Source organism: Rothia sp. HMSC065G12, from assembly GCF_001811455.1.
Taxonomy (GTDB): Bacteria; Actinomycetota; Actinomycetes; order Actinomycetales; family Micrococcaceae; genus Rothia; species Rothia dentocariosa.
In genome coordinates this window covers 234,035-260,316 of sequence record NZ_KV804815.1, presented here as the reverse complement: position 1 = coordinate 260,316, position 26,282 = coordinate 234,035, and the positions used below count along the sequence as shown (strand labels likewise).

The following is a 26,282-nucleotide window of genomic DNA, read 5'->3' as shown; positions in this document are numbered from 1 at the left end:
CGCGTATCATCCGGAAGATGCGTAGGTACATGCCTCTGGTGCATAGGGATGCTGATACACGCGATTACTAGTGTACGTGTTTTTCGGGCGTGTCGTCAATGAACGACGCGCATCGATGCGGGTATTTCTTGCACTATTCTGTGTGCAATATATTCCGAATAAGTCCGACGGCATCGTTCATCTCTCTTCGCGGCTTCTGACTAGTGTCCGGCTTCTTCCCAGGACTTGCCCCAGCCAACTTGCACGTCGAGAGGAACCTTCAGCTCAATAGCTTCACTCATCTCCTCTACTAGGATGCGCTGCGCTGCTTCGCGTTCACCGACGGCAACTTCGAGGATAATCTCGTCGTGAACCTGCAAGAGCATGCGGGTCTTGAGATTCTCTTCTTGAAGTCGGCGGTGAATGTTAATCATTGCGATTTTAATGATGTCTGCAGCTGTCCCCTGAATTGGAGCGTTGAGGGCAGCTCGTTCGGCTGCCTCACGTCGAGTTCGGTTTGGAGAGTCAAGATCTGGCAGTGAACGTCGGCGCCCATAAATAGTTTCGGTATAACCGTCGTTATGAGCCTGTTTGACGACCCCGCGCAGGAAACGCCCCACACGACCAAATCGTTTGAAGTAGTTGGTACGCAACTCCCCTGCCTCATCGGAACTAATATTGAGCTGCTTTGCGAGACCAAACCGAGAAAGACCGTATGCCAATCCATAAGACATTGCTTTAACTTTCGCACGCATCTGGGGTGTCACCTCTTCGGGGGCAACCCCGAACACCTCAGAGCCAACGTACCGATGCAGGTCTTCACCATCCGCATAAGCCTGGATTAATTTCTCATCGGCGGCAAGATGCACCATAATACGCATCTCAATCTGCGAGTAGTCGGCGGTGAGCAAACCTTCATACTCTACACCGTCTAAAACTTTTGGAGCCACGATAAAGGCACCGCGGATACGTCGTCCTTCATCAGTGCGGATTGGGATATTCTGCAGGTTCGGTGCCGTCGAGGAAAGACGCCCCGTTGATGCAGCATTTTGCTGGAAAGTAGTGTGTACACGACCATCTGTGACTGCCGCTTTTTGTAAACCTTCGACAGTCTGCTTGAGCTTGATATTATCTCGGTACGCCTGGAGCGCAATCAAGAATTGAGCACCATCTGATTCCGGCGATACTTTGGTCAACAAGTCAGCCACAGATTCTGAATCCGTTGAATACCCGGACTTAATTTTGCGGGTCTTCGGAAGACCGAGCCTCTCAAAGAGTACAGTTTGGAGCTGTTTCACAGATGCCAGGTTGAGGGGCTCACCATTGACGTCACCGCCAATAAGTACTTTCGCCTGTTCCTCGGCCATGGATGCGCGTGAGCTAAACGTATCATTAAGCTCGTTTAGTAAGGCATCTGAGACAGCGATACCCGCCTGCTCCATATCAGCCAGAACGTACAGAAGCGGCAGCTCAATATCTTCATAAATCTTAAGCTGGCCCTGTTCTTGCATTTCGAAGTGCAGAATACGCGCCAGTTCGTGAATAACCCGTGAAACCTGGGTAAAGTAACGTAGGTTCTCTTCACCAGGCATCTCAAAAAGTGAGGGTGCTTCCTCTGGGAAGACAAGTTCACTGAATTCCTGTTGGGGAATCCAAAGATATTTCTCAGCTAAATCCTCAATACGTTCAGCAAAGAGCCTACGATTCGCAGCTGCTATGTATCCGCACATGTACGAGGATAACGACGGATCTTCGATGGCTCCATCGAGTTTATACCCGTACTCACGTAAGAGTTTCCGCTGATTTTTGAGATCCATCACGATCTTACGCATTTGAGGGTCAGAAACCCACTCCGCGAATGCTGAGGCGAGATCTTCGGAAATATTCGTCAGGTTGATCCACAGCGACGATTCTTTCGAGGTCAGAATAATTCCTCGCAGTACCGGATTCTCTTCAGCAGCACGAATCTTAGTCTTGGTAACTTTCACACCTTCACGAGCTACAGGCACATCAATCACAGGGAAGAGCGTAACCGCGCCTTCAAGCCTTTCGGGGACCTCTATGGCATTCCCCGATGCGTCACGCCCATACCCAACGTGGGTTGCATGCTCGCACCATGCACGAAAATCTGCGGCCGATGTCACGGTGATCGAATCATCGGTACGAATCGGCTCAAAGGTGGGACCACTCGGAACCCCGTTATCTGTCATGGGTTCTTCACCTGCGGTACGAGCTTGCGCGCCCAAAGCACGTATGACAGGCCCTAATATATCCTGGGCCCGCTTACGAATAGTGCGGAATTCCACTTCATCGAAGAACGTTTCAAGCTCCTGAAGGTCCGGAATAAACCGCATTTGATCGAACTCAATATCCAAATTGAGCGTGTCAACAAGCTGGTTGAGGCGACGGTTCCTGCGCACATTCTCAATGTTTTCGCGCAGAGCCTCACCTTTTTTACCTTTGATGTTCTCGCTATTAGCAAGTACACCTTCAAGATCACCGTACTCGTGAAGCCATTTAGCAGCAAAGCCTGGTCCAACTCCGGGGACTCCAGGCAGATTATCGGCTTGCTCACCGGTGAGCGCAGCGAGATCCGGATACAGCCGAGGTGGTACTTTTGTTTTTTTCTCAACCGCTGCAGGATCCATACGCTGAATACCTTTGGAGGGACCAGTCGTTACGGGATACAGCAATGTAACATCGTCCGTAACAAGCTGGAAAATATCGCGGTCTCCTGAAAGAATGAGCACTTTGTATTGAGCTTCTGATCCCTGCCGTGTCAGGGTCGCGACGATATCATCTGCCTCATAATTCTCCTGGGTGAGCGCCGGGATTTTCAGAGCTCCGAGCATCTTCTTGATGAGATCAAGCTGCCCGTCGAAGGCTTCAGGGATAACGTTACGACCGCTCTTATATTCGCTGTATTCCTCCGTGCGAAAAGTACCACCGGGCAGATCGAATGCCACCGCAATATGGCTGGGGTTATGGTCTTTAATAATGTTCAGCAAGGTAGACAGGAAGGCATGAACTGCTTCCGTATGCTGCCCGTCGCTTCGCACAAAAACATGGTTTCCCGTTTTCTCTGCCATTGTATAAATGCCAAAGAAAGAGCGAAGGGCCAGTGAATGTCCATCAATAAGGAGCAGGGTATTTTCTGAGTTACTCACAATCCCATTCTAGAGGTTTTCGACGGCGGGAGTGATAGTGAACGCAACACGCCTGAAAACTTCTAAAAGGCCTAGTACCGGCTAGGCGTTTTCATGTCATGAACGTCTGTCCTGTCGCTGGATAAACATATTCATTCACGCTAGGATATAACTCTATACTTGAGTGTTCCCTGAGAATACCGGGGATGAGCGGCATGGATCTTATCGGTCCCAACACACATAGGAAATTATGAAACTACTCAAAAAGATCCCTCTCCTTGCCTGGATTGTGATTGCAATTCTTGCAGGTGTTCTTATCGGTGCTACAACTCCTGGGATGATCGGTGGCATAAATAGCGGGCTGGGTATCTCTATCCCTACCGATGTTGTAGTTCAGATCTTTGTCTCGTTCTCTACTGTTTTCAGTGCGTTCCTGAGCTTCTCTATCCCGCTTATTATTATCGGTTTTATCGTTCCAGGAATTGGTTCGCTAGCCCAAGGTGCAGGTAAGATGCTGGGCATTACCGTAGCTCTGTCATATCTTTCCAGTATTGTTGCTGGATTTTTAGCTTTAACGGCGGCACTATTCCTGTACCCTATTTTGTTGAAGGGGCAACGGTTAGAATCTTTTGATAACCCTGAAAATGCACTCTCGACAGGATACATCAAGTTTGAGCTTGACCCCATTATGGGAGTGATGAGCGCACTTATTCTGTCCTTTATCCTAGGTCTGGGAATAACAGCCCTCAAGACTCGTAGCATGCTCAATCTCTTCGAGGATTTTCAAGTTATCATTGAGAAGCTTCTCAGCTACGTTATTATTCCGCTTCTACCCATCCATATCGTGGGTGTCTTTGCGAATATGACCCTTGCGGGCCAGGTTGCTAAGATTCTTTCGGTCTTTGGCATGGTATTCATTATGGTCATTATCTTGCACTGGGTAACGCTAACGCTACAGTACACAGTTGCCGGAAGCGTTTCAAAACGCAACCCGTTTAGGATGCTCAAGACCATGATGCCCGCCTATTTCACGGCCATTGGAACTCAGTCCTCAGCAGCTACCATCCCGGTAACGGTTCGATCCGCGAAGAAGGCTGGTATTTCTCCTCGCGTGGTTGATTTCGCTATTCCGCTATGCGCTACCATCCACCTTTCCGGTTCTATGATCACGATTACTTCATGTGCAGTCGCAGTCCTGTATATGACTGGGCAAAACCCCAATTTTGCCTCGGTAACTCCAGTAGTGCTTATGCTAGGCATTATGATGGTCGCGGCCCCGGGCGTACCCGGCGGAGGCGTGATGACCGCCATTGGGCTGCTGGAGTCGATGCTTGGTTTCAATGAATCCATGATCGCCCTCATGATTGCTCTGTACCTTGCGCAAGACTCTTTCGGTACCGCAACTAATGTCACCGGAGATGCCACCATTGCAACGTTTACCGAACGTATCTCTAAGATATTGGGAGTTGATCCAACTGCCGGGATTAGCGATGAAGACATCGAAAAAGCAGAAGCAATTTCGGCATAGCCTTGATCTAAACGACGGGGTGCGCGTCCAGAAACCTTGGATGCGCACCCCGTTATTCATATGGAGCTTTACTTACACCTTACTTATTCCGTACGAGGGCTTCGCTAATATGCTGACATCCTTTCCAACCCCAATAGATGCGATGGTTCACAATAAGCCCATCAGATATTTCCATGAGCTCTAAGATATCTATTTGTTCTCCTTCAGGAGTTTCTCGCGGATATTCCCACACCAAAGTTTTCCCATTAGTCAGATACTCCCCCGTGCGGTACCAACGTACAAGTTCATTCGGACGACGGTGGGTGCCCTCTTCCAGAAAATGCTTAATCGCTTCTCGTCCCCGCAAAACTCCGCCGCCAGCTCCGGGAATTATTGCTGGCACGAGGGGGCTTTCAAAAACTGCGTCCTCAGCATAAAGGCTGAGCAGTCCTTCAGTATCACGGTTTTTAGCGTACCGATGCCATTCTTCATAGATACGTGCGTGATCATCCATATTCTTACACCTTCCAAAGCAGGAATCTCGTTTCTTCTCAATCCCGACAAACACATACTTTATAAGAGCTCTTTTTCTACTCCACCCTATCACTGGGAGTACACTTGAAGGCATGACTGAATCTACCCCTAAACTATCTGCTGACCTTGTAGCGCAGCTCAACGAGTACGGTGTACCCGCAGAGGCTCATAAATTCTTTCCGAAGGGTTTGGGAGAGCTAATCCCCCGTATGGGAATTATCTTTAGTGAGCTAACTGCTGAGCGAGCTGTGGCATCCATGCCTGTGCAGGGGAATACCCAGCCTGTCGGTTTGCTCCACGGAGGTGCCTCGGCTGTTCTTGCAGAAACTCTTGGTTCATTAGCAGCAGGTATTCATGGAGGAGTTGATTCCATAGCCGTTGGGGTAGATCTCAATGCAACTCACGTGCGCCCCGCTATTAGTGGCCACGTTACGGGAATCTGTACGGCAGTTAAGCTGGGACGTACCGTTTGCGTACACACTATAGAGATTATGGATGAGTCCGATCGAACTATTTGTACAGCTCGTATAACTAATATGATCATTCCACGACCCTAAAGCAGACATATAGAGGATTGATATGGCGCGCCAACCGTATTCCAAACGCTATCCAAAAATCGTCCGTGCAAAACGTATTACATTGCCCTTAGCCATAGCTGTTCTACTGGTATGTTGGGTTGCCGCTATGGGAAATCCAGGAAGTTTCTGGTGGTTAGGACTTTTCATAGCAGCCGGCGTTTTACTCTGGGCTGGGTCCCCAACAGCACGCCCGATTAAAGGTCCTCATAGTAGTGATGACGATGACGACATAACCCGTATAATGCGACGCTAATACATTCATTTCAAGGCTGTCGTGAGCAAATAAAAGCGTAAAGCAGGAGTGTGGATTTTCAGGACAACAAGAGTCTTGTTGTCCTGAAAATCCACACTCCTGAATTTTATATTCTAGAGCAGCAGCTAATCATCGTTTGGGACTTGACACTAAGGTCCCAAGAATATTACTCAGACAGCTGCTTGATAATAGTATCGGATACCTCTCGCATAGAGAGGCGACGGTCCATTGAGGTCTTCTGAATCCACCGGAATGCCTCAGGCTCGGTGAGGTTCATTTTGGTGATAAGCAAAGACTTGGCACGATCTACGAGCTTTCGAGTCTCAAACTGATCACGAATAGTTGTAACCTCTTTCTCTAGCGTACGCAGCTGTTCATATCGAGAAAGCGCCACCTCGATAGCGGGGAAAAGGTCATTAGGAGTAAAGGGCTTGACCACATATGCCATGGCCCCAGCTTCAACAGCACGATCCACCAGCTCTTTCTGGCTGAAAGCGGTCAGGAGCACCACAGGCGCTATTTTTTCCTTTCCGATTTCCTCGGCGGCTGTAATACCGTCCATAATCGGCATTTTGACATCCATGAGCACCAAATCGGGATGGTGTTTTTTGGCAAGCTCGATAGCGGTTTTACCATTATCGGTCTCTGCCACGACCTCGAACCCTTGGTCCTTCAGGATTTCGACGATGTCCAGGCGAATCAATGCTTCGTCTTCGGCAACCACAACGGTGCGCGCCGAGACCTGCTCTCCCTCGTGTTCGTGAGCGGTCTTCTCTGACATAACTCTCTCCTTGGTCTATTTTCAGTCGCCTTTATTCTACAGTAGTTAATAAAACTTCATCTACTGTATAAGGTTGAAATTTGTATGTTTCTCGTCTAGGTGCAAAACTATCGTCGAGGATTCAAAGAATACTGTGGATATTTCTTGCTCTTTGTAATTCGATTTTCTGCCAATCGATAGGGTAGAATCTTATGCGTACCTTTGAGTGCAAGCCCGAGTGGCGGAATTGGCAGACGCGCCTGACTCAAAATCAGGTTCTTCGGAGTGTGGGTTCGAGTCCCACCTCGGGCACATTGACTAAACTCGTCTCGACCATAGTTATGGCTTTGAGACGAGTTTTTATTTTCTTGGAGCTCCAGTTCAATAGATTGGGTACCCGCAACTCATATGGTGGGTCTTTCCGCATATAGAAAGTCCCGCCTCCTGCATCAAAGAGGCGGGACTTCTCATAGATTCAGTTCGAAAAATGTTTACACGATAAAGAAGAACCTTACTTGTGTTCGTCTTCCCCGTAGGGGCGCAGGTGCTCACGCTCTTCCGGTTCATGTTCGCCGGAACCCTGTTCCTTAATACGGTGTACCTTAACCATATTGGTTGATCCCGCCACCCCGGGAGGCGAACCTGCAGCAATCACAATAAGATCACCCGGTTCTGCGAGCTTATGCTCGACCAGGTAGTCATTTACGATGTCGGTCGTACCGTCAATGTTGGTCGCCACCGGCGCATGCGCAGCTTCAACACCCCACAACAGTGAGATAAAAGCACGCACCTTTGGGTTGGGGGTAAAAGCAAGTACCGGCTGCGCAGGGCGTAGACGTGCTAAACGGCGTGCTGAGTCACCCGTCTGGGTAAAAGTACTAATGTAATCTACATCCAATTGTTCCGCAATGTTTACAGCTGCACGCGTGATGGCACCACCACGAGTACGGGGCTTACGGTCCAGCTGTGGTACGCGGTATAGACCCTTTTCTTCAGTATCACGAATAATGGAGGCCATTGCCGCAATGGTAATAATGGGGTAATTGCCCACCGAAGTCTCGCCGGAGAGCATCACCGCATCGGCGCCATCCAAGATTGCGTTTGCACAGTCAGAGACTTCCGCGCGCGTAGGAGTCGGGCTAGAGATCATGGACTCAAGTACCTGAGTTGCCACAATAACGGGCTTAGCCCAGCGACGAGCCATCTCAATAGCTTTCTTCTGAACCAGTGGCACCTCAGAGAACGGCAGTTCCACGCCAAGGTCGCCACGGGCAACCATGATGCCATCAAACTTGTCGATAATATCTTGCAGATTATCAACGGCTTGAGGCTTTTCGATCTTGGCAATCACCGGAATACGGATACCCTCTTCGGCCATGATCTCATGAACGCGGTTTACGTCTTTCCCGCTACGTACAAAGGAAAGAGCAATAATATCTACGCCCAAATTCAGGGCAAAACGAAGGTCAGCCTCATCCTTCTCGGTCAGTGCGGGAAGAGAAACGGCCGCCCCAGGAAGGTTGATGCCTTTATTGTTTGAAATAGGTCCGCCTACAATCACACGAGTGCGAACACGAGTTGGAGTTACTTCAACGGCTTCCAGCTGGATCTTACCGTCATCCAGCAAAAGTTTATCGCCAGGCTTCACATCGCCAGGAAGACCTTTATAAGTCGTACCACAGATATCTTTGGTACCCTCAACGTCCTCAGAAGTAATCGTAAAATCAGCGCCAGGCTTTAGATATTCTTCCCCGTTTACAAAGCGCTCCAAACGGATCTTAGGACCTTGCAGATCAGCAAGAATAGCTACTTCTTTCCCCAACGCCGCGGATTGTTCACGGATAGTTGTGTAAGAGTTAGTGTGAACGTCGTGGTCACCATGACTCATATTCAGACGGGAAACGTTCATACCCGCCTTGATCGCTTCCGCAATTTTTTCGGGAGAAGAAATAGCCGGACCAATGGTTGCAACGATTTTTGCGCGCCTCATGTACCTAACCTTCGTGTGTTGGGGTGGAACCTTCTAAGAAAGATACCCATAATATAGATGGAACCTTCCCATCAGGAGTCCCAATTATTCCCACACAACACCATGTATACACAACATGGCATGTGCGGCATTCATCCCTTCTAGTATATTCCTTCTCAAGCGTTTTCGGGAGGAAAATTCTCGGTATTTTCAGGAAATCCTTGTTTTAACCTCGAACCATGTTGCCCACTCAAGACTCACGTGCTCTCTACCTGCCCCTCAGAACAATAATTAGGTTTTAGTTGTTTTCTGACATCTCATTTGAAACTATGGCCAAGCGCTCCTGTCCGAGAAACAAATATGCCCACATCATGTATGACACACCTTGATGTTCATCGCTCACTCCCCTCTTCCATGTGATAAAAACGACACGCCAGTATTGGCTAAGCAATTTCACATTTATCACCACCTGCCATAGACTGGAATCAATAATTAGTATCTTGTATGCAAATTTGCTTTGGGAGGCTTCAGTGACCATTCGTGTGCTGATTATCTTCGGTTCAACCTATGGGTACACCGAGCGTTATGCGAACTGGATAGCAGAAGATCTGCGAGCATTACCACAGGCTCCTGAAGTCGATACTTTACGGGCTACAGAAGTAACCCCTGAACTTGTGGAAGCAGCGGACTCCGTTATTATTGGCGGTAGCGATTACGGCGGGTTCCTTACAGGCGCTCCCAGCCTCAAGAAGAAGATTGTTCCCTTTATTCTCCCTAAAAAGGAACGTACTGCATTCTTCACGGTTTCCTTCACAGGCGAGTACTCCAAGAAACTGCTCGACAAGGCTGTCGCTAAAAGTTATACTGCAGAACTCACCGATGGACGCCCGACTTTCCATTTACGTGGTGGGATTGACTTTTCAGAGCTTTCACTTGCTCATAAGACCGCTCTTAAAGGTCCGGTTCGCGCTTGGTTGATGGCTAATCCAAACCCCAACGAAGGTATTCAGCAAATGCTTGAGTGCTATAAAACCGGTCATGCGGATTACACCAACCGAGAGTCTCTAAAACCACTTGTTGAAGCAATATCCAAATTCCTCTGATATTGCATAGCAGGTTACCAAAATAAGCTTGGCCGGAGGTTTTCTCTCCTCCTCCGGTCTTTTGATTCCGGATGCGGGTGCGAGGCCGCGCCGATAACGTATTCGGTTGCAGGGGGTGGGTCTTGTGTGTGCGGCCCACCCCCTCCTTTTATCTTTCATCAAGGAAAAAGTCAGGTCCTCTCCACCATTGAAACAGTGAAGAGGACCCAAGGTTAGTTGTCCAGGAATTTACGATTTAGATTTTTTCCACGGGATCTCAGGAGTTTTATCCTGCCTATCACCGGTCTGAATCTTATCTGCAGACTCTTGGGCGCCTGGTTCTTTGTCTTTTGTAGCTTTCTTCTCTTCCTCTACCTTCTTCTCGGATGTCCGAGATTCTTTCGAGGTCTCTTTACCCTGGTTAGAAACCTCATCCGGATCTTGGGCGGCAGTTTTCTCTGAGTCAGGGGTATGCTGAACCGATGCTCCCTGAACTGGAGCTTCAGCAATGCCCGCTGCAGCTTTAGCCCTAGCACGGATACCAGCGGCAACAAAGCCGATCAACCCTAGTACAATCAGGGCACCCGATGTCCACACGTGAACCCGCAGCCCCAGAAGTGTTTCAGAGGTATCAATACGCAGGAACACTTCAATGAAGAACCGTCCAATACCGTAGTACAGCACATAGAGCCAAAAAGTTTGTCCGCGCTTCAGGAACCTATTCCCCAGGAAAATTAGAAGGAATGCGCCCACAAGGTTCCATAATGATTCGTAAAGGAATGTGGGGTGAAAGAGAGTTCCTGCGGGATATTGAGCAGGAAAATTCCCACTCGATTGACTAATCTCCAAACCCCACGGAAGGGTAGTAGGCTTACCGAAAAGCTCCTGATTAAACCAATTGCCCCAACGACCAAAAGCCTGCGCCAAAATAATACCTGGTGCAACTGCATCCGCAAATGCTGCATAGTTAATCTGGTATCGGCGACAAGCAATCCAGGCCCCCAGGGCTCCTACGGACACCGCTCCCATAATGCCGATGCCGCCTTCCCAAATCTTCAGGAAAGCCCAAGGATCAGAGACATTGGGACCAAAATAGCTGCCAGGGTCTGTAATGAGCACATGGTAAGCACGCGCCCCAATAATTCCAGCGGGAATAGCCCACATTGCCACGTCATATACGCGCTCACGTGTGCCGCCAACTTGTGCCCAGCGCCGAGCGCTAAGCCATAGACACACGATTATTCCGGCTAAAATGCAAAGTGCGTAAAAATGGATACGAAACGGCCCAAGCTGAAGATAAGATACACTCGGCGACGGGATTGACGCCAGAGGAAGGGATACTGCTGAGGTAAAGGATTCCGATAATATAACATTCATACTATGCACGTCCTGCAAGTTCACGAGTTAGTGCTCCCACCGCAGTAGGACCTCCATCAGCTAGAGCTTTTACAAGTGCCGTTCCTACAATCACACCATCTGCATAAGTTCCGATCTCTTCAACATGGGCACGAGTTGAAACGCCTAAACCAACACACGCGTATTCAGCACCTGCAGCATGAAGGTTTTCGACAAGTCCTTGGGCAGCTTCTGAGACTGAGGTGCGAGCCCCTGTAACGCCCATGACAGAAACGGCATAAACGAACCCGCTCGAAGCCTTAGCGATAGTCTCTAAACGTTGATGGGATGACGATAGGGCCGCCAAGAAAATACGATCTAACCCGTATTTTTCAGAGGCTTCGAACCAAGCCGATGCTTCATCGGGTACTAAATCTGGAGTGATCATTCCAGCTCCTCCAGCAGCCGCAAGGTCACGTGCAAAATTATCAACACCGTAGGCAAGTACGGGGTTCCAATACGTCATCACGACAACGACAGCTTGGGTTGCCTCGGTAATGCGCCGTACAGCATCAAAAACCCGAGAAAGTTTGAAGCCGCCTTCTAATGCGGCACCTGTGGCGTGCTGGATAACGGGGCCGTCCATGACCGGATCCGAGTACGGTACACCCAGCTCAATAATGTCGGCACCGTTATTGCCTAGTTCGATAGCTGCTGCCACAGAATCTTCAAAATTGGGAAAACCTGCGGGGAGGTACCCGATAAGTGCTGCACGCCCATCTTCTTTGCATTCGCGTAACCGCTGCACGAGAGGCGAGTTCGGGTTTTGGGGCGGGAAGGTACCGTCAAGGACTTCGTACTTTGCCGCATGCGGCTGTGCGTCTTGATAGCTCATGCGTGCGCCTCGCTTTCTGCCTGCACTGCCTTCTCAGCAACTGCCTCTTTATTGCCTGTCATGAGAGAAGATGACGGGGTTGCTTTCCCTAGATCGAACCATTTCAAGGCGGTCTCCATGTCTTTATCGCCACGACCAGATAGGCACACCACCATTATTTTTTCACGGGCAGACTCAGAATCTTGATGCGCCCACTCCTGACAGACCCGTAACGCACCGGCAAGTGCATGCGCCGATTCGATGGCAGGAATAATACCTTCAGTACGGCAAAGCAGTTGAAAAGCATCCATAGCTTCAGTATCGGTCACCGGCTGGTAGCTGACACGGCCTAAGTCTGAAAGGTACGAGTGTTCGGGCCCAACGCCGGGATAGTCTAGGCCAGCAGAAATCGAATGCGACTCTATAGTTTGCCCATCTTCGTCTTGCATCAGGTAGGTTACGGCACCGTGAAGCATTCCTGGGCGTCCTAGATTAATAGTTGCGGCGTGACGTCCGGTTTCTACACCGTCTCCCCCCGCCTCAAAACCGTAAAGTTTTACATCGTGGTCATCAAGGAATGCATGGAAGATTCCAATGGCGTTTGAACCCCCACCAACGCATGCAGAAACTCCGTGGGGAAGACGCCCAGTCATCTGTTGAATTTGTTCGCGTGCTTCAGAACCAATAGCATCATGAAAGAAACGCACCATTGCAGGGAAAGGATGTGCTCCCGCCGCTGTACCCAGCAGATAGTGGGTATTCTCGACATTAGCGACCCAGTCTCGAAGAGCCTCATTAATAGCGTCTTTCAGAGTACGGGAGCCATTCTGAACGGCAATAACTTTCGCGCCCAAAAGCTGCATACGCGCCACGTTCAAAGCCTGCCGCTCGGTATCTTCTTCACCCATGTAAATCACACAGTCCATACCGAAAAGCGCAGCAGCCGTTGCCGTTGCTACACCGTGCTGACCAGCACCGGTCTCTGCGATCAGACGTGTCTTACCCATGCGCTTTGCGAGAAGTGCTTGTCCTAAAACATTGTTAATCTTGTGGCTACCGGTATGGTTAAGATCTTCACGTTTCAGAAAGATCCGAGCCCCAGCGTGCTCTGAGAACCGCGGAACTTCCGTTAGCAATGAAGGACGATTCGAGTATTCAGCAGAGAGTCGCTGAAATTCCGCAATAAACTCTGGATCCTGCTTAGCATTCTGGAAGGTAGACTCAAGCTCATCCATGGCGGCAATTAACGACTCAGGCATCCATCGCCCACCGTATTGCCCGAAGTAGGGACCGGGTGCATTTTTGAGGGATTTCCCCTCAAGAAATGCGTCTGCCAGGTTTTCGCTCATTGTTGTCCTTCCCGGGTACTTTTATTTTCATCCATGAGTTAGGTTTGTACACTTAACTCATGGTACGGCTTGTTCGTATTCTTACTATTCTACGCGGAATGACGTAACGTTAGCGCGTATAGAGAAACCCCCTATGCCTATTCACGTGTGAAAAATTGTCATCTACGTGGGATAGCTCTAAGCTGCATTAGAGATGAGGTACAGCCGAGAATTCACGTACAGTTTTTTCCGGGTCTCCAGATTTGACCAGAGCCTCACCAATAAGCACGACATCAGCACCAGCCTGGGCGTAGTTCTGTACATCGCTCAGCCCAGATACACCGGATTCTGCAACTTTAATAACGCTTTCTGGCAGGTCGGCTGCAAGCTCTGCATAATGCGCGTTCTTGACCTCAAGAGTTTTTAGGTTACGAACGTTAATACCTATAATTTTGGATCCGACACGCTGAGCTATAGATATTTCCTCTGAAGTATGTGCTTCTACGAGAGCATTCATACCAAGCGATTCGGCAAGCTCTAAGAAAGCGCTCAAGGCATCTTCTTCCAAGGCAGCAACAATAAGAAGCACCAGATCTGCGCCGTGTGCACGTGCCTCCCAAATCTGGTACTCATCAACAATAAAATCTTTACGCAATATGGGAATACTGACGTGAGCACGAACCGCATCCAGATCCTCCAGGCTTCCGCCGAAACGGCGTTCTTCGGTAAGCACCGAAATAGCTGCTGCTCCTCCACGCTGATACTTCACCGCTAGTTCCGCTGGGTCAGCTATTTCCCCCAGGACACCTTTCGATGGAGACGAACGTTTCACTTCTGAAATGATGCGCACAGTTTGACCGTCACCGCGTAAAGCACGTACAGCATCAAGAGCTGGTGCCGTAGAGAGCGCTAGCTCCTGCACCTTTTCCAGAGGATGTTCTGCACGACGAGCTTCTAAATCCTCACGTACTCCACCAATAATTTCATCTAGTACGGTACTCAACAGTGTTCCTTCTCATAGTCATCAAATATCCAAAAGTTAATAGCACAAGAGAGAGCGCCTCGTCATGGGCGAGGCGCTCATAGCGTATTTACTAGTGACGCTTAGTATTTTTGGTTTTAGAACCACCTTGGCCGTAGCCAGCACTCTTGAGAAGCAATCCAGCCACTAGGCCCAACACGATAATGCCAGCACCGACAAAGACGATAACGGGCTGAGCCAGATCATACGCGACAGCACCAACAAGTACCCCGGTCGTCATAATGGCGATCATAACCCATGATGCTACGGTGCTGCCGTGATTTGCATACGGGCGTTCAGGAACAATAACAACTTTCTCTTCCTTCAAGAAAACTCCTCATGTGTGTGCACAAATACGCGAATAGTACGTACAGACATCTTTTCTTCGATTTTAGGTCATGAACTCGTCTTCTGTGAATTTGCTGGTGAGAATCGTACAAATATTTAGACGAGCAATGTTGTACAACTCGCAGTATTTGAAGCCTCTTTACTATTAAAACTATTTCTCAACGGTAGGGTCTTCTCCCCTGCTCAGCAGGTCCCATGCATCCATATTGTCGACCTCACCAGGGGCTTCTTGCGGGTTGCGCACTGTACGGTCATATTTACGCCCACCTTGCCAGTGGCGAGCCACCGCAAGAGTCCAAAGTCCCACGCACATAATAAGAAAACCTGATATGCATGAAATCCACGGCCAAACAGTCACAGCATACGTACCTGTAGACGCCACGGTTCCCGTTACCTTGCTGGTCTCAGTTACAACCGCACCTGCGGGATTCATCACCACCGACAGCGCAGAAAAAATAATACCCACCCCGGATCCTAAACTTACAAATGCGATAACATACCGCAAAAGCTGAGGGGCTATGCGTGCCGCTAAAGGAGCTGCTAAAGCTACCATCGCCAGCGCGCTTACTGCGGGCGCCGCTTGAGACCCGTTAATGTCAAGGTTTTGTTCCCCTAAGACCCCATTCACATGCGCTTGGACCCAAGGAAAAAGCGTCGTGCTAAAGGCAAGGGCAGCCACAGCAAGCCCTGCTAAAAGCACCAGTCCAGGCGCTTGTAGTCGCGCAGGTTTCGAGTGTAAGTTTTCATCCGCCGCACTAAAAGCCGTAGCAGTACTCGTTGTCTCGTAGTTATTTGATTGATTCAAAGACGAGGATTTATGCCGCTGTGTATTCATGGGATTATGCCCTCCCGCAGGTTCTTAATCTGCTGTGGTAATGCGTTTTGTCTGCAGAGGTTTCAGGCCCGATGCCGTCAATACGGCACGGAGCGGAGCGGCTGATTTATTTACGGTCTCTTCAGTCTCGGACTCCGGGTTGGAGTCCATCACAATACCGGCTCCAGCCTGTACGTAAGCTTTTGTTCCCTTGAGAACAGCAGTACGAATTGCAATAGCCATGTCCATGTTTCCAGCAAAATCAAAATATCCGCAGACACCCCCATAAACCCCACGGCGGGTCGGCTCATACTCGTCGATAAGCTGCATGGCCCGCGGTTTGGGAGCCCCCGAGAGAGTCCCCGCCGGAAAAGCAACGCGAAGTACATCGTAAGCACTGAATTGAGGGTCAAGTTCAGCACTCACTGAGGAAGAAATATGCATGATATGGCTGAACCGCTCAATCACCATGAATTCATCAACAGAGACCGTTCCAGGCTTTGCAATTCGAGACAGATCATTACGCGCCAAATCAACCAGCATCAAATGCTCAGAGCGCTCTTTTTGATCGGCAAGAAGCTCTTCAGCAAGAGCTATATCCTGTTCACGAGTTGCACCGCGAGGCCGGGAACCAGCGATAGGATGCGAGGTCGCACGACCCTCCTTGAGGGTCACCAAGGCTTCTGGGGAGGAACCAACAATTTGGAAAGGAATACCCTCAGCATCCTCAAAGTTAAAGAGGTACATGTAGGGTGAAGGGTTAGATTGGCGAAGTACACGGTAGACGTCAAGCGCATCCGCGCCAGTTTCAACTTCAAAACGACGTGAGATCACGATCTGAAAGACGTCGCCATCAATAATATTTTTCTTACAACGATCAATTGCGTCTTGATAACCTTGCACCGACCAAGTTTGAGTAACCTCACGATGAATTCGAGCATTTACCTCAGAAACTCCGGTTAAGACCGATGCCGTTTCAGAGGCACCCTGTTCTAGCTGCTGCAGCATACGGTGCAGACGTTCGACCGCATCGACGTATGCATCATCCACATTTTCATCGGTATCGTTGAAGTTAATGGCATTTGCGATCAAGAGCACTGTACCGTCAGTATTATCATGGATTGCCATGTCAGAAACCATGTTCAAGGCAAATTCTGGGAGATTCACGTCATCAGCTGGCGGATACGGCAGGTTCTCCCAGCGGCGTACTACGTCCCAGCCCAAGTAACCTACCAACCCCGATGTTAACGGTGGAAGGCCAGGAACCGGTTCAGTATGAAGCATACGAAGGGTTTGATCGATAGCTTCAACGGGGTCGCCTTCTGTTGGGGCTCCCGCCGGAGTTTGCCCTTGCCAATATATCTTGCCGTCTCGTGTGGTCAGGGTTGAACGAGAAGAAGCGCCGATAAAAGAATACCGGTCCCAAGCTGCCGATTCCCCCTCGGTCGCGATCTTAGCCGATTCAAGCAAAAAAGTTCCAGGATCAGCGGCACCATCGTGTAGAACCAGCGAACGATAAATACCAATGGGTGTGAGCGAGTCTGCAAGAATTTTGATGCACACCGGAATAACTCGGTGAGTCACTGCGCGTTCCCGGAATTCTTCAAGAGAGGGTGAGATAATGCCCAAATCCTGCATAGGACTAATCCTTCGTGCTCGATTGCTGATGCCCAAACTGTTGCCTGGGGCTCTCGTATTAGTGTACAAGTTCCACCACATCTAACAGTGGTTTGAACAAACAGCGCGAAGTATCAAAATTGACACTTCGCGCTGTTAATTAGCTCAGTCGTTTGAGAGTCGCTGCGGTTTGCAAAGCTGCCGCCGTTGCCTCATAGCCTTTGTCTTCAGAGGAACCAGGAAGTCCGGCACGGTCTAGAGCTTGTTGTTCATTATCGCAGGTGAGTACCCCGAAACCGACCGGGCGACCAGTCAGCACGGAAACATCGGTCAGACCACTCGTAGCGCCCTGACATACGAAGTCAAAGTGAGGAGTTCCACCGCGAATAACAACGCCGAGGGCAACAATCGCATCGTATTTTTCGGCAAGACGGGTTGCTGCAACAGGTAGTTCAAAAGTCCCCGGAACACGCACAATAGTCGGCTCCAGCCCCGCATCAGCGGCGGCGTGCTGCGCCCCATTGAGTAACCCTTCCATGACCTGAGTGTGCCAGCTTGCCGCAACAATAGCTAGTTTGAATCCAGTGTAGTCCTCAGGATTGAGAGTGGTATCTGCTGCTCCTGCGCCGCTCATATTTCTTAACTCCTTGGTGTCGTTGGTTTATATCGCAAAGTCGTCCTCTGACCACACAGCAAGCTGTTATCAGCCAGAAGAACTATATACTAGGCCCATGGAGCCTATGCCCCATACGCCGACGTTTTGTTTCAAGGTACTTGGCGTTCTCAGCACGCGCCGGAATTTCGTCAGGAATTACCTCATGTACTTCAAGCCCCAGCTCGGTCAGCGCGTCAACCTTTGCCGGATTATTTGTGATAAGTCGCAGATTATGAACCCCGAGTTCTTGCAGAATAAGTGCCGCCTGCGTGTAATCACGCATATCTTCGTCTAAGCCAAGCGCTAAATTTGCGTCTAGGGTATCAAGGCCAACATCTTGAAGTGCATAGGCTCGCAACTTATTTACAAGCCCAATACCCCGCCCTTCATGATTGCGAATATAGAGAATCCAACCACCATAACGCGAGAGAATTTTCAACCCATTCTCAAGCTGCTGACCACAGTCGCATCGGAAGGAGCCCAGAATATCTCCAGTAGCGCATTCGGAGTGGATTCGCACTGCGGGAATCTGAGCTTCTCCCGAAAATGCAATAGGGTTCCCTTGGTCGTCTAAAGCACGAATGCTCATATGCTCAGCACCATCGGCAAACCGCCAAGCACGTACCCCAAAGTTTCCATGGGGTGTAGGAACAATAACCTCAACGGTCGATTCCACCAGTTGCGGGCTGGGATGAGGCACTAAGTCTAAAGGCGAAGCTGTGTACCGGTGGGCAAATCTCTCAGCAAGATCGCGTTTCTCAAATTCGAGCTCTGAGGGTATGTGCTTGTGCTGAGTGCTCTGCTTTTCTGGGGTATCACTCATGCTCGTTCCTTCACATACTGAATAAGGTCTTCGATCGAAATCATGGGGAGGCTGTGTGCAGCTGCAAAAGAGCGCAAAGCCTCAAAGCGCATCATACTTCCATCATCATGAATAAGTTCGGCGATAACGCCTACGCCCGAAAGACCGGCCGCACGAGTAAGTTCTACGGCCGCTTCTGTATGCCCAGCACGTTCCAAAACCCCACCAGCTACGGCACGCAAGGGAAATATGTGCCCCGGACGGCTCAAATCTTCAGGGCCCGCTGAGGCGTCTGCAAGAATTCTGACTGTACGGGCACGATCGGCAGCGCTAATACCTGTTGTGCTTCCTACACGCGCATCGCAAGAAACCGTATATGCAGTACCTTTAGGATCTTCATTGTGCGCGGTCATCGGCGGTAAGTTCATGCTGTCTGCGCGTTCGTGACTCATTGGAGCACATATCACTCCGGAAGTATAGCGGATAGTAAATCCCATGAGTTCTTCTGTAGCATATTCAGCCGCAAAAATTATATCTCCCTCATTTTCACGGTTTTCATCATCCACTACAACGACAGCTCGACCGGCGGAGATAGCCTCAATGGCCTCCTGAATAGAATCCAGCTCTTGTGCAACTACGGAAGTTTCATGGAAATCTATATTTCTCGTTTCCATCAACCGGGCTACATATTTAGCGAGCGCGTCTGTTTCAAGATTGACAGTATCTCCTACGGTAAGCTGCCCTAGATTAGTTGCGCTAAGAGTTTCAGGAATTAAACCGACTTCAAACCAGGGAGCGCTCTCAACAGAGGCAGAAACCGCTGTTACTGTCAGCGATACGCCGGAGACGGCAATAGAACCTTTCTCAACCAGATACGGAGCAAGTTCTTGAGGAATGGAAAAACGAACAGTGCACCATGCATCATGTTCCGTTATTGATGTAACCGTCGCGATACCATCTACGTGTCCCTGGACTACGTGTCCGTCGAACCTTCCGCTGGCAGGCATGCACCGTTCAAGGTTAACGACCGATCCTTGAGTTAGTGTGCCTAGATTGGTCCGAGTGAGCGTCTCCCCCATGGCATAAGCGCGAAATTGCTGCGGTTCAATGCTATCCTCATCAACGGCAGTTAGGCATACACCGTTGACAGCTAGGGATCCTCCATGGTCCAAGTCAGAGACAATGTCACCAGCGTTAATAGTGATATATGCAGCTCCGGTCGAAGCCCCTTGAGCATTATAGACTGGTTGAACGGATTCAACGGTACCTAGCGCACCGATAATTCCTGTAAACATGTGTGTCTTCTCCTCTGTGGCAGCTGCACCAGGATGGAATTCAGATGCCGCTACGATACTTGCACTATAACTATAAAGATGAGTCTTTTATTCCCCGAAATATCGTGCAGGTGCATACCGGAACGATCTCAAAGACGATGTTCCCTTTCCTACACTTTGTTTCCAGGAATTATGCATAACTTTTGTAGTTTTTATTCTCGTGGTTCTGGAAAATATTTGTGCGTGAAACGTGGAAGTACACGACGAATACCCGGTGTATTTTTTGCAGTGCTACGGGGGCTTGGTATCAGGTGCGTTGCGGTGTCTTCGCCTAAGACCCGGACTGATGGAAACATCCCAAGATCATCAAGCTGCAGACGAGGGGCATTTTCCAACGTGTTGGTAATAAGTCGGTACATTGCACTTTTACCGTGCCCCATGAGTATAGGAGCGCGGTACCAAACAAGTTCGTCAAGAAGATCTTCCCCGGTAAATAGGCCAACCATTCCCGGTCCTCCCTCAATCATGAGGTGTCGCACCCCACGACTGTAAAGTTCGTCAAGAAGGACTCGGGGCTCATGAGTGTAAACCTGCATGTAATTTTCTGGGTCTCTTGTACCTAGACCACACACTTTATAGGTGCTTGGTATATCTGTTTCTCCCATGACAACCCGTAAAGGCTGTTTCTTGTAGCGTTGCCCTGAGATATCACGGGCATCTAGTGAGGGATTATCAAGGAGTGTAGTGCGGGTTCCGATCATCACGGCGTCTGCGCGTTTTCGGATGAGATGCCCATCAGCACGTGCTTGTGAACCAGTTATCCATTTACTGGTGCCGTCTGCTGCCGCGATAAAACCGTCAAGAGTTGAAGCAGATTTAACGGTAATAAACGGTCGTTTTTCTGCGACCGAAATAAACCATCGTTCATTTAGCGAGTACGAGTCCTCAGCAAATTCTCGCATATACGTTGTTACGACTCCGTGAGAGCGTAAATATTCTGCTCCGCCAGAAGCCTGAGCGCTCCTATCTGGATATGCATAAAAGACCTGAGAAATTCCAGCTTCTTTGATAGCATGCGAGCATGGACCAGTTTTGCCTGTATGATTGCAGGGTTCTAGCGACACATACATTTTTGCATCGCTCATATCCGTGCCAGCCGCGCGGGCTTGAGCTAGGGCATCAGCTTCAGCATGAGGTGTTCCTGCCCCGCGATGCCATCCAATATGCAGTACTTGACCGGCAGAGTTTGTAATAACCGCTCCAACAAGTGGGTTAGCCCCCCGTATACCCTGACGAGCGGCTTCTATAGCCAAACTCATAGCACGATCATCGGTCAATGCCCCTTCAGGGACCTTCACAGTTACCGAAGCGGGTATTCCTTGAAGATGACCGTACTCCGCAGCAGAATAGTCAAGATCATTTACGGGCGTATACATCTCAGGACCTAGATACGTTGTCATGATTTGCTCGATTCCACGTCAACAGTAATATCCGGAAATTGCGTTTGGACTCGGGTTTTTTCTTCACGATTCCGAGTACTCCACCATACGAAGAAGCCTACAAGAGTAAAGCATCCGTAGAAAACATACATCAGAGAGGTGGCATAGTAGCCTGCGCTCCAAAGCAGCGGAACACCAACAATATCAACAGCAACCCAAATTAGCCAGAACTCTACCCATCCTCGTGCCATACCATAGGTCGCTATAAGCGAACCGGTAAATATCCAAGCATCTGACCATACGGGCTCGTATGACCCTAGAGAACGAAATATTGGAGTTAACGCTATCGTGCCAAGAATAAGTACAGAGATAATGCTAAAACGTTCCAGCCTGGATGCCCATCGTGGAATTACAGCTGCCCCCTCGGCACGCGTTCCTTGAGCTCTGCAGGACTGCCGCCAACGATACCAGCCCCATACAGAAACAGTTATGAACATAACCTGGCGCCCAGCCTGACCAAGCATATTAATGGGGTTGGGGCTGCCGAAGAAGGCACCCATAAAAACGGTAAAAAGCAGCAGATTTCCGGCTATACCGATCGGCCATGCCCAGACTTTACGGCGCATTCCGCCCAAAGCTGAGGCTAAACCGAAAAGGTTACCTAAAACTTCGCGCACAAGAAGAATCTGGTCTCCAAACTGTATTTGTGCGTCGAAGAGCCACCGCAGAACGTTCACTGTTCCTCCCTTTCATCGTCATTGCGGCGACTCCGGGGAGAACAAAATGCATTGATTCCGGCAATTGCTGGAACATTAGATAACGGTTTCGAATATATACCGTGACCGCATCCCGTGCTTTCTGCTCGTGCTGCCTACCATCCAGACTGTACTGTCGGTACCGGAGTTGCACCGGTTCGGCCGTAAGCATCACAATAACTGATACGCACGGTTCGCGGACTGTCACCGCCGGTTCGGAATTTCACCGACCCCGGAGCACGATTACGGGTCAATTATGGCATACCACGCAAGATCGCCAAAAGCAGGTCTTGGAGAAGGCACCAGTACTTGCACATGTGTAGGTAAAGATATAACTAATTTATGTACATCTAAGTCTGTGATTTATATATTATACACTCTCATATAGAATGTATTGTTCACTCCCACCTGTTTATATTAAAAAACATAAAACCATTTTCGCCATATATGAGGTTTAACATATAATTTAATGATATTAAATCTGGAATATAAGGAATATTAATACCTGATGCTCAAAAAATACTCACAACCCCGAAAAACCATGCTACAAAGCAGCAGAATATTTGAAATTTATAGGAAATTATCTCTAGAATACATTTCGTTCATGCTTCCCCTGAAGAGCACGAACTGCAGTGCATTTTTAAGAATCGAAAAACTCATTCGTATTTTTAAATCATGCGCAGCACATATCACTCTCACATACACAACTAAATAAAATTGCAGGTAAACATGAAACTTTTTAACCGGCAAAAGTCTATCTCAAAGACCATCGCAGCCGTTGGCGCTATGGCGCTGGCTTTAGGGACTATAAGCCCGGCAGTAGCTCATGAAAATACTTCTGATGCTTCTGCTACAGCTCAAATTCCCGCTCACGAGGAAATGAATACTCCAATGGGTGCAGGTGAGCGAGCTCGCCTTGCAGAGTCGCAATCCTCAACTCTTGGCAAAATCTCCCCTAATGCCACTTCCATGTGGACTCCCACAGGTGGGACCCTCGGTATGGACGTTTCTTCATACCAAGGAAATGTAGACTGGAACCGTGCATATAATATGGGCTCCCGTTTTGCATACACAAAAGCAACAGAGGGTAACTATTACACTAACCCTTACTTTGCTCAACAATACAACGGTTCCGCACAGTCGGGCATGATTCGTGGTGCCTATCATTTTGCCAACCCACGCTCCACCTCTGGAGCTGAACAGGCACGCTATTTCGTCAGACATGGCGGTGGATGGAGTAACGACGGAATTACAATGCCCGGCCTACTCGATATTGAATACAACCCATATCCGAGTCTTGGCAACACCTGCTACAACATGAGCAGTGCCGATCTCACTTGGTGGATTCGTGATTTCATGGAGACCTACCGCAGCCTCACCGGTCGATATCCTATGATTTATACCGCTAATTACTGGTGGAGACAATGCGTAGGCGCAACAGAGTTCGGTAACCACCTCCTGCATCTGGCAAATTACAACTACTATCCCGGTCCTATGCCAGCCGGGTGGGGTAATTACGATATCTGGCAGTTCTCTTCTGAAGGACCTTTCGTTGGAGACTCGAATTTCTTCCCAGGTACGGTTCACGATTTACGTGCACTAGCCACCAACGCGGGGGCAAAGAACCGTTCATGGCATCCTCAACCCGCGCCCCGAGTAGAAACGGCTCCTAAGACCCGGTTCCGAGATGTTCCGCAGAGCTCGCCTTTCTATAAAGAAATTGAATGGTTAGCCAACGAGAAAATTACTACCGGTTGGCCGGATGGCACTTTCCGACCGGACGCAGGTGTAGAACGCGCTGCGATGGCAGCTTATTTCTACCGTATGGCTGGCTCTCCCCCGGTTAATCTTCCAGCACGTTCACCTTTCCGCGATGTAGCGCCTCAAGACCAGTTCTATCGCGAAATTGTCTGGATGCATCAGCAAGGTATCGCTACCGGTTGGGCTGATGGCACCTTCCGTCCGCACGATAGTGTTAACCGCGATGCGATGGCAGCTTTCTTCTACCGTTTTGCGGGGAAGCCAGCGGTGCCCGCAGGCCGTAATTTCTCAGATGTTGGAGCGAACAATCAATTTTATCGAGAAATTATGTGGCTCAAAGGTACTGGTATCGCTACCGGTTGGGCTGATGGCACCTTCCGTCCTTGGCAACCTGTTGAACGGGGTGCGATGGCAGCGTTTATCTACCGCTATAAGCACAAGTAAAACAGTCGCTTCTCATTAATAATCAGGGAGGATTCCCCACAAAACTGTGGGAATCCTCCCTGATATTATTACCCGCTGTACTTTCAGATATGACAGCTGCGTTAGGTATGCATACCTAACTGTTTTTCATGGCTTCAGCTGTACACAGATACGAAAAGGGCCTTCTCAGGTAATTCCTGAGAAGACCCCAATGCAGTATTATGCAGAGTTACTCAACAGAACGGAACGCGACGACTGCATTATGTCCACCAAAGCCGAAGGAATTCGAGATACCAACAATCTCTCCTTCAGGAAGCTCCCGTGCCTGCGTCACAACGTCAAGATCAATCTGCGGATCTTGGTTTTCCAGATTAATAGTAGTCGGAGCTTTGCGGTTGTAAATCGCCAATACGGTAAGCACTGCTTCAAGGGCTCCTGCACCACCCAAAAGATGCCCCGTCATAGACTTGGTTGCAGAAACAGCAATATTCTTTGTATGCTCACCGAAAGTAGCATGCATAGCAGTTGCTTCCGGTAGATCCCCCGCAGGAGTTGAGGTTGCGTGTGCGTTAATATGCACAACTGTAGTAGGGTCAATATCCCCATCTTTGAGTGCTTCGCGTAGAGCTCGTGTGGCTCCTAGAGCATCAGGATCGGGAGCGGTTATATGGAAGGCATCAGCAGAGACACCGGTACCTGCTAGCTCGGCATAGACTCGCGCTCCACGGGCTCGGGCATGCTCCTCTGACTCAAGAATCATAGCCGCGGCACCTTCGCCCATCACAAATCCGTCACGATCCACATCATAAGGGCGTGAGGCTTTTTCGGGGTCATCGTTACGCGACGATAGTGCCTGCATACGCGCAAAGGCCGCTAACGGAAGAGGATGAATTGCTGCTTCGGAACCGCCGACAACAACCACATCTGCTTTACCTGTGCGAATCATATCGACCCCCAACTCCATAGCTTCCGTTGAAGAAGCACAGGCAGATACGACGGTTTGAGCAGCGGCGCGCGCTTTCAGGTTCATCGACACAGCGGCTGCGTTGCCGTTAGGCATTAACATGGGAACTGTCATGGGAAGAACCCTTCGAGGTCCTTTCTCACGCAATGTATCCCACGCATCAAGCAGGGTCCACACACCACCGATACCAGTACCAAATGCTACACCGGTGCGTAAGGGATCAACTTCTTCTGCGGATTCAGCGTCGGAACCCGAAAAACCAGCATCTTCCCAGGCTTCACGAGCAGCGATAAGTGCTAGCTGTCCTGAAGGATCTAAGCGCTTTGCTTCAACTTTGGTGAGTCGTTCTGACTCGTGAGCAGGCTCTGCGAGGCGCCCAGCGATGTAAACAGGCAAGCTGTATTCTTCTACCCAGGGCTCATCAATTTTAGTGATACCCGAGACGCCTGTAAGCGCATTTGCCCAGGTGGTGGGGACGTCGCCGCCAATAGGAGTGGTTGCGCCGAGACCGGTCACCAACACTTTTCGAGACATCTTCACACTTTCTTGGTTATATCGGTGGAGGGTGAAACTAGACAGGTGGGCGCGGTTACTTGCCCGCGCCCACCGTCGGCAGCCTAATTTAGGCTGTTTTTGCGATAAAGTCTACTGCGTCACCAACAGTCTTGAGGTTCTTGACCTCTTCGTCTGGAATAGTAACTTCGAACTTTTCCTCAGCGTTCACTACGATAGTCATCATCGAGATAGAGTCAATATCGAGGTCTTCGGTGAAGGACTTATCCAGCTGAACATCTTCAACTTCAACACCGGTCTCTTCGTTTACAATCTCAGCAAGACCTGCGAGGATCTCTTCTTTGTTAGCCATGAAGGGCTCCTTTGTCATAGAAGTGGTAGCACGCTCCTGGTTAAGAGCATGTGCATAATCGAGTTTATCGTGTCTGTGTAAGTATCTCACACAATAACCCCGAGTTTTTCAAATTCGTACTGTAAATCTAGTGTTTGCAGGTACGAATTTGAGCTATCTCATAAAAGTTATATTCAGATACCTTAAGAATGATCTCGAT

The 26,282-nt window shown here is 49.4% G+C and carries 22 protein-coding genes, 1 tRNA gene and 1 riboswitch; of the genes, 5 read left to right on the top strand and 18 right to left on the bottom strand.

Going from position 1 to position 26,282, the window contains the following annotated elements:
• Positions 1-200: 200 nt before the first annotated feature.
• On the bottom strand, positions 201-3,146 hold the full coding sequence (polA, locus tag HMPREF2804_RS06440) for a DNA polymerase I (RefSeq protein ID WP_080972532.1): 2,946 nt from the start codon (positions 3,144-3,146) through the stop codon (positions 201-203).
• Between the two features lie 229 nt (positions 3,147-3,375).
• On the opposite strand from polA, the gene HMPREF2804_RS06435 reads away from it, so the two are divergent.
• Positions 3,376-4,653 carry a dicarboxylate/amino acid:cation symporter gene (locus HMPREF2804_RS06435; protein WP_048754319.1) on the top strand — a complete coding sequence of 426 codons (1,278 nt, stop codon included), beginning with the start codon at positions 3,376-3,378 and terminating at the stop codon, positions 4,651-4,653.
• Between the two features lie 79 nt (positions 4,654-4,732).
• Here the strand turns inward: HMPREF2804_RS06435 and HMPREF2804_RS06430 are convergent, their stop codons facing one another.
• Positions 4,733-5,146 carry a nuclear transport factor 2 family protein gene (locus HMPREF2804_RS06430; RefSeq protein WP_037230878.1) on the bottom strand — a complete coding sequence of 138 codons (414 nt, stop codon included), beginning with the start codon at positions 5,144-5,146 and terminating at the stop codon, positions 4,733-4,735.
• Between the two features lie 112 nt (positions 5,147-5,258).
• On the opposite strand from HMPREF2804_RS06430, the gene HMPREF2804_RS06425 reads away from it, so the two are divergent.
• Positions 5,259-5,723 (top strand): PaaI family thioesterase, encoded by a 465-nt coding sequence (locus HMPREF2804_RS06425; RefSeq protein ID WP_048754318.1) that lies wholly within the window; start codon positions 5,259-5,261, stop codon positions 5,721-5,723.
• Positions 5,724-6,163: 440 nt separating this feature from the next.
• Here HMPREF2804_RS06425 and HMPREF2804_RS06420 read toward each other — a convergent pair whose 3' ends face one another.
• Positions 6,164-6,778, bottom strand: coding sequence for an ANTAR domain-containing response regulator (locus HMPREF2804_RS06420; protein ID WP_048754317.1), 615 nt, complete (start codon positions 6,776-6,778; stop codon positions 6,164-6,166).
• Between the two features lie 211 nt (positions 6,779-6,989).
• Between HMPREF2804_RS06420 and HMPREF2804_RS06415 the strand changes: the two genes are divergently transcribed.
• A tRNA-Leu gene (locus HMPREF2804_RS06415) sits at positions 6,990-7,069 on the top strand.
• A gap of 199 nt (positions 7,070-7,268) precedes the next feature.
• Here HMPREF2804_RS06415 and pyk read toward each other — a convergent pair.
• Positions 7,269-8,747 (bottom strand): pyruvate kinase, encoded by a 1,479-nt coding sequence (gene pyk, locus HMPREF2804_RS06410; RefSeq protein WP_013398979.1) that lies wholly within the window; start codon positions 8,745-8,747, stop codon positions 7,269-7,271.
• 509 nt (positions 8,748-9,256) lie between these two features.
• Between pyk and HMPREF2804_RS06400 the strand changes: the two genes are divergently transcribed.
• Positions 9,257-9,829 (top strand): flavodoxin domain-containing protein, encoded by a 573-nt coding sequence (locus HMPREF2804_RS06400; RefSeq protein ID WP_013398977.1) that lies wholly within the window; start codon positions 9,257-9,259, stop codon positions 9,827-9,829.
• A gap of 228 nt (positions 9,830-10,057) precedes the next feature.
• Here HMPREF2804_RS06400 and lgt read toward each other — a convergent pair whose 3' ends face one another.
• The 12 genes from lgt to pnuC all read right to left on the bottom strand — a co-directional run bounded on the left by lgt (position 10,058) and on the right by pnuC (position 22,052).
• The gene (gene lgt, locus HMPREF2804_RS06395) at positions 10,058-11,185 is read right to left on the bottom strand and encodes a prolipoprotein diacylglyceryl transferase (RefSeq protein ID WP_083308359.1); all 1,128 of its coding nucleotides are present in this window, start codon (positions 11,183-11,185) and stop codon (positions 10,058-10,060) included.
• A 1-nt stretch (position 11,186) separates the two neighbouring features.
• Positions 11,187-12,038, bottom strand: coding sequence for a tryptophan synthase subunit alpha (trpA, locus tag HMPREF2804_RS06390; protein ID WP_070448649.1), 852 nt, complete (start codon positions 12,036-12,038; stop codon positions 11,187-11,189).
• Complete coding sequence (gene trpB, locus HMPREF2804_RS06385) at positions 12,035-13,366, bottom strand: tryptophan synthase subunit beta (RefSeq protein WP_070448648.1); 1,332 nt, start codon at positions 13,364-13,366, stop codon at positions 12,035-12,037. The genes trpA and trpB overlap by 4 nt, the downstream gene beginning before the upstream one ends.
• A gap of 187 nt (positions 13,367-13,553) precedes the next feature.
• The gene (gene trpC, locus HMPREF2804_RS06380) at positions 13,554-14,348 is read right to left on the bottom strand and encodes an indole-3-glycerol phosphate synthase TrpC (RefSeq protein WP_070627777.1); all 795 of its coding nucleotides are present in this window, start codon (positions 14,346-14,348) and stop codon (positions 13,554-13,556) included.
• A 91-nt stretch (positions 14,349-14,439) separates the two neighbouring features.
• Complete coding sequence (locus HMPREF2804_RS06375; RefSeq protein WP_070627775.1) at positions 14,440-14,694, bottom strand: HGxxPAAW family protein; 255 nt, start codon at positions 14,692-14,694, stop codon at positions 14,440-14,442.
• Positions 14,695-14,865: 171 nt separating this feature from the next.
• Entirely contained in the window at positions 14,866-15,549 is a 684-nt protein-coding gene (locus HMPREF2804_RS06370; protein WP_048754310.1) for a Trp biosynthesis-associated membrane protein, read from the bottom strand.
• Between the two features lie 24 nt (positions 15,550-15,573).
• Positions 15,574-17,166, bottom strand: coding sequence for an anthranilate synthase component I (locus tag HMPREF2804_RS06365; protein WP_048751640.1), 1,593 nt, complete (start codon positions 17,164-17,166; stop codon positions 15,574-15,576).
• A 139-nt stretch (positions 17,167-17,305) separates the two neighbouring features.
• Positions 17,306-17,779, bottom strand: a complete 474-nt coding sequence (gene ribH / locus HMPREF2804_RS06360) for a 6,7-dimethyl-8-ribityllumazine synthase (RefSeq protein WP_070627773.1) — start codon at positions 17,777-17,779, stop codon at positions 17,306-17,308.
• 82 nt (positions 17,780-17,861) lie between these two features.
• A complete protein-coding gene (locus HMPREF2804_RS06355) occupies positions 17,862-18,623 on the bottom strand; it encodes a GTP cyclohydrolase II (RefSeq protein ID WP_070627771.1) in 762 nt (253 codons plus the stop codon).
• Positions 18,620-19,897 (bottom strand): 3,4-dihydroxy-2-butanone-4-phosphate synthase, encoded by a 1,278-nt coding sequence (gene ribB, locus HMPREF2804_RS06350; RefSeq protein WP_070627769.1) that lies wholly within the window; start codon positions 19,895-19,897, stop codon positions 18,620-18,622. The genes HMPREF2804_RS06355 and ribB overlap by 4 nt, the downstream gene beginning before the upstream one ends.
• 191 nt (positions 19,898-20,088) lie before the next feature.
• The gene (gene ribD / locus HMPREF2804_RS06345) at positions 20,089-21,336 is read right to left on the bottom strand and encodes a bifunctional diaminohydroxyphosphoribosylaminopyrimidine deaminase/5-amino-6-(5-phosphoribosylamino)uracil reductase RibD (RefSeq protein WP_070627768.1); all 1,248 of its coding nucleotides are present in this window, start codon (positions 21,334-21,336) and stop codon (positions 20,089-20,091) included.
• Positions 21,333-22,052, bottom strand: a complete 720-nt coding sequence (gene pnuC / locus HMPREF2804_RS06340; RefSeq protein ID WP_070448642.1) for a nicotinamide riboside transporter PnuC — start codon at positions 22,050-22,052, stop codon at positions 21,333-21,335. The genes ribD and pnuC overlap by 4 nt, the downstream gene beginning before the upstream one ends.
• 123 nt (positions 22,053-22,175) lie before the next feature.
• Positions 22,176-22,315: riboswitch (FMN riboswitch) on the bottom strand.
• 484 nt (positions 22,316-22,799) lie between these two features.
• Between pnuC and HMPREF2804_RS06335 the strand changes: the two genes are divergently transcribed.
• Positions 22,800-24,275 (top strand): GH25 family lysozyme, encoded by a 1,476-nt coding sequence (locus HMPREF2804_RS06335; protein ID WP_070448641.1) that lies wholly within the window; start codon positions 22,800-22,802, stop codon positions 24,273-24,275.
• 208 nt (positions 24,276-24,483) lie between these two features.
• On the opposite strand, the gene fabF is transcribed toward HMPREF2804_RS06335, so the two are convergent.
• Together fabF and HMPREF2804_RS06325 are read right to left on the bottom strand one after the other, a co-directional pair.
• Entirely contained in the window at positions 24,484-25,752 is a 1,269-nt protein-coding gene (fabF, locus tag HMPREF2804_RS06330) for a beta-ketoacyl-ACP synthase II (RefSeq protein WP_070448640.1), read from the bottom strand.
• Positions 25,753-25,840: 88 nt separating this feature from the next.
• Positions 25,841-26,083: an acyl carrier protein gene (locus tag HMPREF2804_RS06325; protein WP_004004541.1), complete on the bottom strand. Its 243-nt coding sequence runs from the start codon at positions 26,081-26,083 to the stop codon at positions 25,841-25,843.
• Between the last annotated feature and the right edge of the window lie 199 nt (positions 26,084-26,282).